Annotated in this window: 12 protein-coding genes; 5 read left to right on the forward strand and 7 right to left on the reverse strand. The window is 42.5% G+C overall.

Annotated features, from left to right (window positions below; translation table 11 throughout):
• The first annotated feature begins 71 nt into the window (after positions 1–71).
• From DZ860_RS06750 to DZ860_RS06765, 4 genes are all read left to right on the forward strand, one after another.
• Positions 72–1,376, forward strand: coding sequence for a TolC family outer membrane protein (locus DZ860_RS06750; RefSeq protein ID WP_120030175.1), 1,305 nt, complete (start codon positions 72–74; stop codon positions 1,374–1,376).
• A gap of 1 nt (position 1,377) precedes the next feature.
• Complete coding sequence (locus DZ860_RS06755; protein WP_120030176.1) at positions 1,378–1,992, forward strand: OmpA family protein; 615 nt, start codon at positions 1,378–1,380, stop codon at positions 1,990–1,992.
• 108 nt (positions 1,993–2,100) lie between these two features.
• The gene (locus DZ860_RS06760; protein WP_120030177.1) at positions 2,101–2,454 is read left to right on the forward strand and encodes a DUF2750 domain-containing protein; all 354 of its coding nucleotides are present in this window, start codon (positions 2,101–2,103) and stop codon (positions 2,452–2,454) included.
• A gap of 389 nt (positions 2,455–2,843) precedes the next feature.
• A complete protein-coding gene (locus tag DZ860_RS06765; protein WP_243641824.1) occupies positions 2,844–4,601 on the forward strand; it encodes a GGDEF domain-containing protein in 1,758 nt (585 codons plus the stop codon).
• On the opposite strand, the gene queC is transcribed toward DZ860_RS06765, so the two are convergent.
• Together queC and queE are read right to left on the reverse strand one after the other, a co-directional pair.
• Entirely contained in the window at positions 4,558–5,259 is a 702-nt protein-coding gene (gene queC / locus DZ860_RS06770) for a 7-cyano-7-deazaguanine synthase QueC (protein WP_120030179.1), read from the reverse strand. The two genes, DZ860_RS06765 and queC, sit on opposite strands and share 44 nt — an antisense overlap.
• Before the next feature lie 8 nt (positions 5,260–5,267).
• Positions 5,268–5,918, reverse strand: a complete 651-nt coding sequence (gene queE / locus DZ860_RS06775; protein WP_165862868.1) for a 7-carboxy-7-deazaguanine synthase QueE — start codon at positions 5,916–5,918, stop codon at positions 5,268–5,270.
• A gap of 248 nt (positions 5,919–6,166) precedes the next feature.
• Between queE and DZ860_RS06780 the strand changes: the two genes are divergently transcribed.
• Positions 6,167–7,804: a methyl-accepting chemotaxis protein gene (locus tag DZ860_RS06780; RefSeq protein WP_120030181.1), complete on the forward strand. Its 1,638-nt coding sequence runs from the start codon at positions 6,167–6,169 to the stop codon at positions 7,802–7,804.
• 121 nt (positions 7,805–7,925) lie between these two features.
• Here DZ860_RS06780 and DZ860_RS06785 read toward each other — a convergent pair whose 3' ends face one another.
• The 5 genes from DZ860_RS06785 to acnD form a co-directional block, all read right to left on the reverse strand.
• Complete coding sequence (locus DZ860_RS06785; protein ID WP_120030182.1) at positions 7,926–9,338, reverse strand: bifunctional NUDIX hydrolase/phosphatase PAP2 family protein; 1,413 nt, start codon at positions 9,336–9,338, stop codon at positions 7,926–7,928.
• A gap of 17 nt (positions 9,339–9,355) precedes the next feature.
• Complete coding sequence (locus DZ860_RS06790) at positions 9,356–9,835, reverse strand: GNAT family N-acetyltransferase (RefSeq protein ID WP_120030183.1); 480 nt, start codon at positions 9,833–9,835, stop codon at positions 9,356–9,358.
• Between the two features lie 105 nt (positions 9,836–9,940).
• Positions 9,941–11,821 (reverse strand): propionyl-CoA synthetase, encoded by a 1,881-nt coding sequence (locus DZ860_RS06795; protein WP_120030184.1) that lies wholly within the window; start codon positions 11,819–11,821, stop codon positions 9,941–9,943.
• 23 nt (positions 11,822–11,844) lie between these two features.
• Positions 11,845–13,005, reverse strand: coding sequence for a 2-methylaconitate cis-trans isomerase PrpF (prpF, locus tag DZ860_RS06800; RefSeq protein WP_120030185.1), 1,161 nt, complete (start codon positions 13,003–13,005; stop codon positions 11,845–11,847).
• Between the two features lie 10 nt (positions 13,006–13,015).
• A complete protein-coding gene (gene acnD / locus DZ860_RS06805) occupies positions 13,016–15,607 on the reverse strand; it encodes a Fe/S-dependent 2-methylisocitrate dehydratase AcnD (protein WP_120030186.1) in 2,592 nt (863 codons plus the stop codon).
• Between the last annotated feature and the right edge of the window lie 12 nt (positions 15,608–15,619).

Here is a 15,619-nt window from a genome sequence, read left to right on the forward strand (position 1 = left end):
ATAATTCTCTGAAGTGAGATTAAAAAATGAGTACTATTTCTTCGCGTAAGATATTCCCAAGGAGAAGCAAAGTGAATTGGAATAAATTCAGTGTACTAACGGTCGCGTTAGCAACTAGTTTTGGTGCGCAGAGCCAAACGCTAGAACAAGCGGTATCTTTTACCATCACGACCAATCCCAATATTAAAGCATCCTATAATGAATTTATGAGTAAGGTTTACGATGCAGAAGCTTCTTCAGGGGCCTACTTACCTAAAATTGATCTCGACGCTGGCATTGGGTATGAAGCGGTTGATTTAGCAACGAGCCCTGAAACCGAGCTAACTCGAAAAGAAGCAACATTAAGTTTAACTCAATTAATTTGGGATGGTTCAGCAACATTAAATGATATGGATCGAACCTCTGCGGATGCAGAATCTGTTCGTTATCAATTATTAGCTGACGCATCGGATATTGCGCTAGAAGTTTCAAAAATATATTTAGACTCAACTAAAGCCTACGACATTCTTACTCTCTCGGAAGCGAACTTAGCCGTTCACAAAAAAATCTATCATGATATAAAACGACGCGTTGAATCAGGTATAGGTTCTACTGCAGATTTGACTCAAGTGGAAGGCCGACTCGCTAAAGCACACGGAAATCTGCTCGCTGCTCAAAATAATTTATTTGACGCGCACACTCAGTTTAAACGCATTGTTGGTCAAGCACCTCTTGGTTTGATCTTCCCTAGAGCTGACCAAAATTTCATTCCGTTAAGTATAGATTTAGCACTTAATGACGCTTATAAAAATCACCCAGTTATCAAGATAGCGGAAGTCGACATCGACTCTGCCCGATTCCAATACGACCAAACCAAAGGCGTCAACTACCCAACGCTCTCATTTGAAGCGGCGCAGACTTGGCGAGATGATGCGGGTGGTATTGAGGGTAGTAGCGATGAGCTTTCAGCAATGCTGCGATTACGCTATAACCTCTTTAATGGTGGTTCAGACCAAGACAGAACTGAAAGTGCCGCCTACCAGCTCAACATAGCAAAAGATTATCGTGATCGTGCTCATCGCCAAGTTGAAGAAGGCTTACAGCTTTCTTGGAGCGCTTTGGATCTAACGTTGCAACAAAAAGAATTCTTAGCTGATCACGTCGACGCATCATCCGAAACTGTTATTGCGTATGAAAAGCAATACAAGATCGGCAAACGAACTTTATTGGATCTCCTCAATACCGAAAATGAACTTTTCGAAGCTCGTAAAGATTACGTTGATGCAAAATATGATGAACAATACGCGAAGTATCGTGTTATGAACGCGACAGGCAACTTACTGATGGCACTTCGTGTCGATACACCTGAAGAATGGAACGAGGCCGTGGAGTACTAATATGTTCAAGCAATTATTTTTAATCACGGCATGTGCAGCAGCGATTTCAACATACGCAAATGCTGATGAAGAACAATATGATTACATAACAACGCCCGATGCGACACAAGTGGCTGATTTACTCGATGATGACAAAGACGGTGTCATCAACGCTCGTGACTTGTGTACAGGAACGCCACGAAACTCACAAGTGGACAATGATGGGTGTGGCGAAATCATTGAACTTGAAGAGAAGCTTGGTCTGCATATTCTATTTCCAAACGATTCAAGTGAAATTGAACCTTTGTTCAAAAATCAAATCGAGCAAATGTCGCGATTTCTGAAAGAGTTTCCAAAGACTTCAATTGAGATTCAAGGTTATGCAAGTAAAGTGGGTAAAGCTGAATATAATTTGAATTTATCGAAACGACGTGCATTAGAGGTTGAGCGAGCATTGGAGCAAAATGGTATAGCTAGCAACCGTATCACCATCGTAGGCTTTGGTGCGACAAATCTAGAAGCACAAGGTGATGATGAAGTTAGCCATGCACAAAACCGTAAAGTTGTCGCATCTGTAATTGGCCATAAAGGTAGTGTCAAAGAAGAGTGGACAATTTTTACTAAGAAAGCGAAATAACACGCTGACTATAACTCACTTAAGGGGGGCGGATTGCCCCCCTTTTTCTTGGTATATTGTCGGTGTAAGTGTTACTCTTACGCGAATTTCAATTATGAGAGCTATCCAATGAGCAAACTATCTGCTGATATTCAAGCAAACCTAGAGTTATTTGTTAAAGAAACAAAAGAAACCCAGCTAGTATGGGGTCTAAGAAATGACGAAGGTTGGTTATCATGCGAATCCACAGAATTTGAAGAAAGCGAAGTCATGCCATTTTGGTCTTCAAAATCTGATGCTCAAACTCACAACGTCGAAGAATGGGCTGACTTTGAAGTACTAGAGATCCCACTAGATATCTTTGTTGAAGATTGGCTTCTAACATTAGCTGAAGATGGTGTACTAGTTGGAACCAACTGGAATGATTCTCTTGACGGCAAAGAAATGGAACCAAGTGATTTAGCAAAACTTTATTTAGCTTAATCTCTCTCAGTCATTAAAAAACGCCTTAATTGGCGTTTTTTATTACCCACTATTCATAATTATGCGAGTTTACACTCACAAATGGCACAACCATAAGCATATTAATTGTTCTGTTTCAATATGATACATAGTATGGTATTTATGTAATTAGATATAATAAAATCCTATTGACAACAATGAAGCGCTCTTTTCTCTCCTCTATTATTATCTCATCCCTTTTATTTTCTAATGTTTGCTTAGCTGAAAATAACGATTTTATGTGGGAGAAAACCTATAAAAAAACACTAGCAACTAATCCTAGTCTGGCACTATCGATGCTGCAAGACAGATATAATTCATTAGAATCAGGGACTGAAAAGTTATACGTAAGCTCAAAGATACATAACTTTATGATGTTACAGGGACAACCCTATTATGGAAGTACCTCAACATTTGATCCTGAGCATTCCAGTCGAGAAAAGTTGTTTATTGACGCCATTAACTATGAGGGAAAGCTCAAATTTGATTTGGCTAAAAATAATTACTTACAGCTCCTTTCCTATGCTAATGAAAACAAAGATATCGACGGAAAAATTCTGTTCGAATATCATATGTGTCGTTTACTTAACAGACAAACACAATACCAACAAGCCAGTGTCTATTGTGAGGCTTTGCATGAAGATATTAATAATGCAGTATCCTCTGTTCTACCTAAATACGTTGCGCTTCGCATTGTTGCGAATAATCAGGAATTTGTCGGTAACTATGATGAGGCTCTTATTACCTATAAAGAACTACTTTCTATTATCCCGGTTTTTGAAGATGCATCAGGTGTCTATAATGATGCAGGCCTACTATTAAAAACCTTGGGAAATTATGATCAGGCAAAAGAGTACATCTCTATTGCATTAAAAATGCGTGAAAACTCCCCCTTACCACTCTTAAAGGCACAAACATATCACAGTATGGGAGCTGTACTATTCGAAACCGGTGACTATCAAAATGCTTTCGATCATTTTATGCAATCAAAAATCATTGTCGAACAATATCAATACCCTTATGGCCTTATGCATGCTCAATTAGGTTTAGGTAAAGCCATGATTGCAATGAAAAAATTTGAGGACGGCATTGCTCATCTATTAGGTGGTATTGAAACTGCAACTCAGCAAGGAAATTCAAAATTACGCGGTGATATTTATTTAACTTTAGCTGAAGCTTATCGAATTCAAAATAAATACAGTGTTGCAAACGACTACGCTAATCAAGCATTTGAGCTGGGTTCTTCAATAGAAAGTGAACGACTTATCGGCAGTTCACTAAAAGTGCTCGCCTCTATCGCTGAATCTCAAGAAGAATATGGCCTAGCACTCGACTATTATCAAAAATACGCTAATTCTGAACTCGCTAGAAGAAATATGCGTCACCAAAGTGCTTATATTGAATTAGAAACTGCACGTAAAGATCACTCAGATACAAAGCAAGAGTCTAAGCTGGTCACAACTATTCAAGAGAATAAGAAAAACATCGCTTCGCTAAAAGAAAAAACGCAAATATATCAAATTTTATTGGCGGTCTTAGCTGCACTTCTTCCTGCACTTTGGTATTTACGGAAAATAGAAATCGCGAGAGTCGAACTGGACTCCCTAACCGGGTTACTTAGCCGTGCGGCAGCTATTAGAAAAATCAAAAAACAACCAGAGCTTTGCAGTCATCATTTAAATCATGTGATTATCTTACTTGATTTAGATGACTTTAAACGGATTAACGATACTTACGGCCACCCAACCGGTGACCGAGCGTTAATACATGTGGCCAATATTCTTCAAAAAGAACTGAGTGTAGGAGAAATCTGTGGCCGTCTTGGTGGTGAAGAATTTATTCTACTATTAAGAAATGTTGACGACCTCGATATTCGAGATCGTGTTGAACATTTGCACTACGTTATTGCACATCAAACATTTATAGCTGAGGACAATACTCCTCTAACCATAACAGCGAGCTTCTCATTCTTAGCGACTTATAAGGCTCTAAGCGATTTTGACGCACTCTACTCTATTTTGGATCAAGCGCTTTACCAAGCAAAAAAGAATGGTAAAAACTGTATTGTTGATGCGTTTAACGACCCTATTCTGTTTCCGCCTGCTGCTTACGAATCAACGCAGTCATAACTTCTTGGGTATTTTGTAGGTATCGTTCTAGCCCAGCTTTGCGTAAATCACACGCTGGGCAATCACCACAACCATCACCAATAATACCGTTATAACACGTTAAAGTTCTTTCCCTAACCAATGCCAATGCGCCATTTTGGTCTGCCAACGCCCATGTTTCCGCTTTATCGAGCCACATTAATGGCGTTTTTATGGCTAATTTGGGCTTATCCATGCCCTGAACAAGCGCACTATTCATCGCTTTCACGAAATCATTGCGGCAATCAGGGTAACCAGAAAAATCCGTTTCACATACACCTGTAATGATAGAGTCAGCACCGACTTGATAAGCGTAAATACCTGCAAGAGTTAAAAAAAGAATATTACGTCCCGGCACAAATGAATTCGGTAAACCATTTTCTTGAAGCTCATGAGAGACCGCAATATCGTCACGAGTTAATGAACTAATTGCGAGCTCATTCAGTAAGCTCACATCCATGACCTTGTGCGCTTTCACACCTAATTCAACCGCTAGTTTTTGCGCGACTTCAATTTCTTGTTTATGTCTCTGTCCATAATCGAACGTAATGGCATGAACTTCATCGTAATCTTTCAATGCTTGCACTAAACAAGTAGTCGAATCTTGCCCACCACTAAATACAACAACCGCTTTGTTCATGTTACATCCTATGCAATATCTAAATATTTATGAGTTTGTACGGACAGACGCCAGTTTCTCTCAATACAAGTATCAATACATAACTGCGTTGCTCGCAGTTTTTGACTAATTGGTTGTAAGGCGATAATGGTTTCAGTTGAAACCATTGCACGCTCGATCAACAGATCAAGCTGCTCAATATCTTTTTGCGTTGCTACCGGATGCTTAATTTCATTGGCTCGCTGCAATGCCGAGTCCAAAATTGGTAACTTACCTTTCATCGCCACTTTAGGTGACACTGTAACCCATGTATTCGGTGTTGCTTGAATCGCATAAGTACCACTAGTTTCTATCTGACATTGACAGCCAATGGACTCAAACGCTTCAATCAAGGATGTTAGGTCATAAATACACGGCTCACCACCAGTAATAACAATGTGTTTTGCTGTGTAACCTTTTTGATGGTATTGCACGAGGATATCTCGAGTGCTCACGCGGCTCCAAGTCGGCGAATCCGATGATTTTACGAGTACTTCATTTAGTGACACTTCGTTCTCGGGGGCGGAGTCCCAAGTCTGCTGGGTATCACACCAAGCGCAGCCTACCGGGCAACCTTGTAACCTAACAAAAACTGCCGGTACTCCTGTGAATACTCCCTCACCCTGAATAGTCTGAAACATTTCATTTATTTTGTATTCAGTCACACTAGTCTCTCTCTGTTTCATCTATTTACGCGAACCTTAACGACTTCTCGAAACAAGATCAATCCTATGACTCCAAGTAGTTTGGGTATAGAAATACATCAAAAGTTTAATATGGATCGAAACTAAAAACACAATCTAGTGAAACCAGCATCTCTTTAGATACAACTTAATGCATATTTGATAGCATTTTCGGAACGTCATACCATTAATTGGGCTATTTAACCATGCTTAAGAAGTTGTCAATAAAACAAAAAATTACGATTCCTTTTCTCATTATCATACTTTCCTTTGCCGTCAGTTCGATACTCAATATCGTAGCTTCTACTCAACAAACAAAGTTAACAGCGTCTCTAAATGGCGTAATCGTGCCAGCCCTGTTTAAAATTGAAGATGGCTATCGAGATCTCTATCAAGCGACTTCCGCTGTTCAAGCAGTTGTTCTTTCTGACTCAGTGAGTGAACTCGAACATCATGTTTTCGAATATGAAGATAATGCTTACAAAGCCCTACCTCGCATGCAAGCGACTGGGGAAACCATTAGAGCTGGATTATTACCACTTTCTTCTCAAGGCGATGTTGATAGGTTAGCCGATGCCACAAAGAAATGGCTCGACAGTTACGAATATCTATTTTCGCTCCCACGCGATCAATGGATTGGACAATACAATGCTGACAAGTTGATTTACGACCAACAATTTATTGAAGTTCGTGAGTTGCTTAACGTGGTAAAAGACCAAATCGAGTCCAAGCAAAAAGAAGTACAAAATCAAATAGCTGCAGCGGCATTTCGAGCAGAAACAACATTAGAAATTGGTACCATTCTTGTCATTTTATTTGCAATCTGTATTGTTTTCTTCTTGGTGAAATCTATCGTCAAACCTATAGAAGAAGTTAGATCTGCCATGGAGAAAATAGCGTCAGGTAATGGTGACTTGAACCAGACTTTGACTGTCTCTTCAAACGATGAAATCGCCCAACTTGCCTTAGAATTCAATAAATTTATCAGTAAAATTCGCACCACGATAGAACGAGTCATTCAAACAACCCAAGCCGTTCGCTTGGAAATGGATAAGATCACTGAGATTTCTCACACCATTGCCAATCAAACCTCGCAGCAACAGCAAGAAAGTGAAATGGTATCAACCGCTGTGCACGAAATGCAAGAAACAAGCAATGTGGTTAGTGAAAACGCATCCATTGCTGCACAAGCCAGCGAAAGTGCGAACTTAGAGGTACAAGCAACGAATACCAATCTTGTCTCAACTGTGAATTCAATTCGAAATCTGGCATCGGATATCGATAATGCACGTGAAGTCATCCACACCCTCGATTCCGATGTAAGTAATATTGCTTCGATTCTTGATGTGATTAGAGGAATCGCTGAACAAACTAACTTATTGGCGCTAAACGCAGCGATTGAAGCAGCCCGCGCAGGCGAACAAGGCCGCGGATTTGCAGTCGTTGCTGACGAGGTGCGCTCTCTTGCAAGCAGGACGCAACAAAGCACTGGCGAAATTCAAGCTATGATAGAACGTTTGCAAATAGGTGCACGTGAAGCGGTAAACGTTATGGAATCGAGTAAAAGCAGTAGCGAAAGTACTATTGAATCGGCCAGCCAAGCTACCGCTTCGCTTACTGAAATACTTAATGCAATTAGTAAAATGAATGATATGAATAGCCATATTGCGACGGCAGCAAGCCAACAAACTAGCGTCAGCCATGAAGTGAATCAAAATATACAACGCATTGCTGCCAATAGCGGAGATATCGTCACTATTGTTCACACAGCTGAGGGTAGCGTCGCAGCCTTAGCAAATCAATGTGTCGAACTTGATCAGCTAGTATCCCAGTTTAAGTGCTAATATTTAAGCACATCAATTTAAACTCTATTTGATAAATGGGCTCATCAGAGCCCATTTATCTTATCCGAAACGAGTCGCTAAGCGAGCATAAGCACTGCTAACTCTCATCGCAATAGATATGTTATTTGATGATTTTCATTTGAATAGCGAATACGAAAACAAAAATAATCACTGGGTATCGTAACAACTCGACAACCAATGAGTGCACACTGCTGTCTGTCACCAAAAGCTTCGCGTAGTTGAATATTTCATTAATCAGTAACAAGGCTAATACGATAAAGATCAAATGCTTGATATCTATAACGCTGCCTTTTCCTTTAAACAAAAAGACCACCAATGCAATGCTGATGACTGTCGTTAGCCAAGCGGTAAAAACAGGTATTGGCCATAACAATGTCAATATCACGCAGCCAACAATTAATACTAACCAGATACCTACCGATGAAAGTAAAGCATTAATATCAAAACAGTCTCTCGCTTCTAAACGAATAAGATGCCACGCACACAAACTGCCTAACAACGCGCCGCCAATACTGTCGACTAAAAATGCTCCGCCCGTATAAAATTGTTCAAATATCATCCAAGACACAAGTCCGATAAACACAGCGAAATAACGGTTGAACCCCAACTTATTAGTCGTATTAAGCAGTAAGATGCCGACACAAAACCAAATAGCAGTGGCAAGGTTTGGAAAGCCATATCCATAACTTTGTGATAATTCAACAACTGGTAAATAATCATGAGGCCTTGGCAATTCAAATCCCTGTTGTGCCACCAAACTTATTAATGATGTCACCGTCACCGCAAACAGTATTTTGTACCCATATCCGGTCCCAAATTGCCAGAAAACAATCGGGAGCAATATCAGTAATAACGCTGGTTGGGTTAGAAGTTGACCATTTAAGATCATTGACTGGAAAATAACCATTGCAACATCAGACATTTGGGCCAATGATTGCTGTAGCGCGACCATCCAACTCAACTCTACCTGATTGTAGTATGGCGCAGCTTCGATCAAATGGCTGACATAGGTAATCTCTTGAATCGATGCCTCTTGAAATAAATTCAGCACCTCTTGCCAGCGCTGTGGATAGCGATACTGTTGAGACGCTATCTCATAAGGGTTAACCAACATCGCACTGGATACTTCCACACCATAATGCGGTGCGAACCATATAGGCAGTTCAAATCCATCAAAACTATTTTGAAATTCAAAAGCGACAATATTAGAGTCAGCAACACAGTCGAAATAAACCGTTCCATTCTTACGCCCTAACTCTTTTTGTGCCGAAACAATCAGTCCGGTTTCTTCCCATGCTTCTCTTTCGGCTGAATGTTGAGCAGATTCATTGTCAATCAAGCCCCCCGCTGGCAGCGATATTTTTCCGGTAATAATCTCATTGATCATGACCAGTTTGTCTTCAGCCCGAATTAGACATGCGGCACCCTTAATGTCCTCGTTATTATTTTTTTCAGCCGCTAATACGGGTAGTGACCCAATAATAGACAGGAAAAGCACGATGAAATAGTTCATGGATTATTCGTTTACTTTCATTTGCTAATTGGCTTTCTAAGCCAGTGAATATGCTTATCAAAGCCGTATTGTTGATAAAATTGCATCGCGTCTTCATTTGAATCCCAAACTTCAACAAAGACTTCTTTCACACCATACTCTTCAAAACGAGCTTCTAGCTTCATCGCTAATTGTTTTGCGATACCATTATGACGAAAATCTGGCTGAATATAGAGTTCATCTATACTACCCATTTGAACAGGTTGACTCACCGTAGAAACCAACTCACAAAAATGCCCAGTTATAAAACCTACGATAGTTTCATCAACATGTGCGACAAAGACTAAGCACTCAGGATCATCAAGATAGCGTGCGATACTTTTCTCTTGCTCGATTTCTTGGGCCGTTTTAAATAATTTAGGGTCACGGAGATGATGCTCATGGTGCAGTTCAAACATTAAATCATTGAGCTGTTCGAGGTGTGAATGTTGGGCGGGGCTAATTAAAAACTGCATCATTTCTATTATAGGTAACGAATAAAGGCACAGTGTGCTCGGAACTAGACAATTTATCAATAAAAAAGCCCCGAAGACGGGGCTATATGACAATGGCGAAGAGGCTCTTTAACTGTGCCCAATCGCTTTTTTAATTTCATCTAAGCTGCTTGGATCATCAATCGTTGAGGGAACCGTGTACGATTCCCCATCTGCAATCTGACGAATCACTCGGCGAAGAATTTTACCCGAACGAGTTTTAGGTAAACGTTCAACAACAAGTGCGTGCTTAAAGCAAGCCACCGCACCTATTTCGTTACGAACTTTACCGACCAACTGAGCTTCAAGATCCAGATCATCAATTTTCTGTCCATCTTTGAGAACCACGAAACCAAGCGGTAACTGCCCTTTAAGATCATCGTGGATACCGACCACGGCACATTCAGCTATGGCTGGATGACCACCAACGATTTCTTCCATCTCGCCAGTAGAAAGTCGGTGACCAGCAACGTTAATAACATCATCAATGCGGCCCATAATGAATAGGTAACCATCTTCATCTAAATAACCACCGTCACCAGAAACATAATAACCAGGGAACTGACTCAAGTAACCAGATTCAAAACGGTCATGATTGCGCCATACCGTTGGTAAACAACTCGGTGGTAATGGGCGTTTTAATGATACAAAACCTTGTTCATTTGGCCCCATCACCTCTCCAAGCTCATTAAGAATTTCAACTTGATAACCCGGAATAGGTTTGGTTGCAGAGCCAGATTTGATGGGCATTTTCTCAATACCCATCGTATTTCCGGCTATTGCCCATCCTGTCTCCGTTTGCCACCAATGGTCAATCACAGGCTTATCCGTATGACTTTCAACCCAATCGAGTGTCGGCGGATCGAGCCGTTCACCAGCCATGAAAATCGTTTTTAAATTCGACAAATCATAGTTGTTGAGGCATTCACCATCCGGATCTTCTTTTTTAATCGCGCGAAAAGCAGTTGGAGCAGAGAAAAGAACGTCAACATTGTATTCATGACATACACGCCAAAATGCGCCGGGATCTGGCGTTCGAACCGGCTTACCTTCGAACAAAATAGTTGTACATCCGTGAATAAGCGGCGCATAAACAATATACGAGTGCCCAACGACCCAACCGACATCTGATGCCGCCCAAAACACTCCATCCTGAGGCATGGCATAGATAGCATTCATTGAGTACTTCATGGCAACAGCATGACCACCATTATCACGAACAACACCTTTCGGTTTTCCTGTGGTTCCAGATGTATACAAAATATACAGTGGATCGGTTGCCAATACAGGTACGCAAGCATGTGGGAGAGCAGTGTCATAGGCCACTTGCCAATCGATGTCTCTCTCGTTTGTCAGTTCAGCAGTGCATTCGTTACGCTGAAGAACAAACACAGACTCCGGTTTCCAGCGACTGTCCATGATTGCCTTGTCAACTAAAGGTTTGTAGGGCAAGACCTTATTGACTTCCACACCACAAGATGCGGTCAAAATCGCTTTTGGTTCAGCATCTTCGATACGTACGGCAAGTTCATTGGGGGCAAAGCCACCAAAAACCACTGAGTGTATCGCGCCTAAACGGGCACAAGCTAGCATCGCCATCGCAGCTTCAGGGATCATCGGCATGTATATCACGACACGATCCCCCTTTTTTACGCCTTGCTCAGCTAACATACCCGCTATTTTGGCTACTTGATCTCTTAGTTCAATGTAACTGTATTGACGTTTCGAATTGGTTACTGGCGAGTCATAAATCAACGCAATGTTATCGCCACGACCTTGTTCACAATGATAATCTAACGCTAGCCAGCAGGTGTTCAATACACCATCACTAAACCAACGTTCAATACCATTTTCATCAGTTGATAGCATGGTGGTTGGTTCAATAAACCAATCAATATTTTTCGCTTGTTCGCCCCAAAATTCCTCAGGTTGGGTCTTTGCCCATTGGTATTGTTTTTGATATTCCGACATTATCTCGTCTCCATTATCCAAGCTTAGTGAGGGACTCTTACCCAACCTTCCATTAGAACTCGTGCACTTCTACTCATGCTCGCCTTAGTAACAACCCAACCTAAAGCGGTTTGCTCAGCTTGCGCCCCGACTTTCATCGTTCCTGATGGGTGACCAAATATCACCGATGGTTTTTCTCCGCCGCCAGCGGCCAAGTTAACTAACGTTCCGGGGATACTTGCAGCAGAAGCTATCGCCACCGCCGCTGTTCCCATCATGGCATGGTGAAGTTTGCCCATCGACATAGCTCGAACCAGGAGATCTACGTCTGTACTCGCGATCTGTTTGCCGCTGGAACTTTGATAGTTGTGCGGTGGCGCAATCATTACAATTTTGGGAGTATGCTGACGCGCCTTAGCTTGTTCAACATCCTCAATCAACCCCATCTTCACTGCCCCATGAGCTCGAATCGTCTCAAGCTTTTGCAGCGCAAGTGGGTCATTGTTTATGTCATCTTGCTGCTCTGAACCACTGTACCCAATTGATTCTGCATCGATAAAGATCGTCGGAATACCGGCATCAATGAAAGTCGCATTAAAACTGCCGACTTCAGGGACATGCAGTTCATCAACAAGATTTCCGGTTGGAAACATTGAACCATCACTATTAGCGGGCTCAACGAAATCGACCTGAATCTCAGCAGCAGGAAAGGCAACACCATCGAGCTCAAACTCCCCCGTTTCTTGCACTAATCCATCCGTAATCGGCACTTGAACCAACAAGGTTTTTTGGATATTCGCCTGCCAAACAGTCACGGTCACCGTGCCGTTCTCGGGGATTTTCGATGCTGGAATTAAGCCACTGTGTATCGCAAAAGCGCCAACAGCCGCAGTCAAGTTGCCACAATTACCACTCCAATCCACGAATGGCTTATCAATCGAAACCTGACCAAATAGATAATCAACATCATGATCCGGTTGTGAACTGGCAGAAACAATCACGGTTTTACTCGTGCTTGAAGTCGCTCCCCCCATGCCATCAATCTGTTTAGCATAAGGGTCAGGGCTGCCAATTACTCTTAACAGTAAATTGTCACGTGCTTCCCCCGCGACTTGAGCCTCTAGAGGCAAATCATCAAGCTTAAAAAACACGCCTTTACTGGTACCACCTCGCATGTAAGTGGCTGGAATTTTCAACTGAGTCATCACAAGTTCCTTACTGTGCGAGAAAGTCCTGTGCAAAGCGCTGTAAAACGCCACCAGCGTTATACACATTCACTTCATCTGCGGTATCGAGTCGGCACGTCACGGCAACATCGAGTTTTTCACCATTTTGACGGGTAATCACCAACGCTAATTCAGCTCCTGGTGTAATATCACCAATCACATCGTACAGTTCGCTACCATTCAGCTCTAATGTGTTTCTATCAACACCCGGCTTAAATTGCAGAGGCAATACACCCATACCGACTAGGTTAGTACGGTGAATTCGTTCAAAGCCTTCCGCGACAATCACTTCCACGCCAGCTAAGCGAACACCTTTTGCCGCCCAATCGCGCGAAGAGCCTTGCCCATAGTCCGCACCAGCAATGATGATCAGTGGTTGTTTACGTTCCATGTAGGTTTCAATCGCTTCCCACATTCGAGTTACCTTGCCCTCTGGCTCAACTCTCGCAAGAGAACCCTGCACCACTTCGCCATTTTCTTTTACCATTTCGTTAAACAGCTTAGGATTAGCAAACGTGGCTCGCTGAGCGGTAAGGTGGTCGCCTCGATGAGTCGCGTACGAGTTGTAGTCTTCTTCTGGAAGTCCCATTTTGCCTAAGTATTCACCAGCGGCACTGCTGCCTAAAATTGCATTCGATGGCGAAAGATGGTCAGTGGTAATATTGTCACCCAGAACAGCTAGAGGACGCATTCCAGAAAGCGTGCGCTCTCCAGCAAGAGCCCCCTCCCAATATGGCGGTCGGCGAATATAGGTACTCATTTCTCGCCAATCATAAAGAGGATCGCTGCGTTCAGTCGCATCGTCTAACTTAAACATTTGAATATAGACTTGCTTGAACTGCTCTGGTTTCACATGCTGATTCACCACTGCATCAATTTCTTCATCACTTGGCCAGAGATCATGGAGGAAAATTGGATTCCCTTGTTGATCTTTACCTAATGCATCACGCTCGATGTCGAATCGAATGGTTCCTGCTAACGCATACGCGACAACCAGCGGAGGCGAAGCTAGGAACGCTTGTTTAGCATATGGGTGAATTCGACCATCAAAGTTACGGTTACCTGATAATACTGCGGTTGAATAAAGATCACGCTCAATAATTTCTTGTTGAATCTTCGGATCAAGAGCACCACTCATGCCATTACATGTTGTGCATGCATAACCAACGATACCAAAACCTAACGCTTCTAATTCTGGTAATAAATTAGATTCTTCAAGGTAAAGCTTGGCCACTTTTGAGCCCGGTGCAAATGAGGTTTTGACCCAAGGCTTTCTCACTAAGCCAAGCTGATTCGCTTTCTTCGCAACTAATCCAGCAGCCACCACGTTTCTTGGATTACTGGTGTTGGTACATGACGTTATCGCCGCAATGATCACGGCACCATCAGGCAGTTCACCCTCTTTTTCTTGCCAATCACCCGCAATACCTTGCTTTGTTAACTCAGATGTCGGTAAGCGGCGGTGTGGATTCGACGGCCCTGCCATGTTGCGTTCAACCATAGACAAATCAAACTCGAGCACTCTTTCGTAAACGGCACTTTCTAAATCATCAGCCCACAAGCCCGTTTGTTTCGCATACTGCTCAACTAAGGCAACTTGTTCAGCATCACGCCCGGTTAACGTCAGATAGTTAATCGTCTGTTGATCGATGTAGAACATCCCGGCCGTTGCACCGTATTCAGGCGTCATGTTGGAGATTGTCGCTCGGTCACCAATGGTGAGATCTTTTGTCCCCTCGCCAAAAAATTCCAAATAGCATGACACTACGCGTTCTTTACGTAAAAACTCGGTAATGGCTAACACAATGTCCGTTGCAGTAATACCCGCTTTGCGCTCTCCAGTTAGCTTAACGCCAACAATATCAGGTAAACGCATCATTGATGGGCGACCAAGCATCACAGTTTCTGCTTCTAAGCCCCCAACACCAATTGCAATCACGCCTAATGCATCCACATGGGGGGTATGACTGTCGGTGCCGACGCAGGTATCAGGATAAGCAACGCCATCTTTGGCTTGAACAACCGGAGACATTTTCTCCAAATTGATCTGGTGCATGATGCCATTGCCTGCAGGGATAACATTGACATTTTCAAATGCCGTTTTACACCATTCAATAAAGTGGAAACGATCTTCGTTTCGACGATCTTCTATTGCTCTGTTCTTATCAAATGCTTGGGTATCAAAGCCGCCATGTTCAACGGCCAGAGAGTGATCAACGATCAATTGTGTTTCCACAACCGGATTAACCTTGGCAGGGTCACCACCTTGATCGGCGATAGCATCTCTAAGACCCGCTAAATCAACCAATGCGGTTTGCCCTAAAATATCGTGACAAACCACACGTGCCGGATACCAAGGAAAATCTAGGTCGCGTTTACGCTTAATAAGCTGTTCTAAGCTTGCGGTCAGCTGCGATGGCTCGCAGCGTCGAACTAACTGCTCGGCCAAAACTCGTGATGTATATGGCAAAGTTTGATAAGCACCTGGTGCAATATCTTCAACCGCTTCACGCGTATCAAAGTAATCAAGCTGAGTGCCCGGCAACGATTTGCGATATAAGCTGTTCATTTTAATCTTCATACTACTTACTCC

It is taken from the genome of Vibrio sinensis, from assembly GCF_003605645.1.
In the GTDB taxonomy this organism is placed as follows: Bacteria; Pseudomonadota; Gammaproteobacteria; order Enterobacterales; family Vibrionaceae; genus Vibrio; species Vibrio sinensis.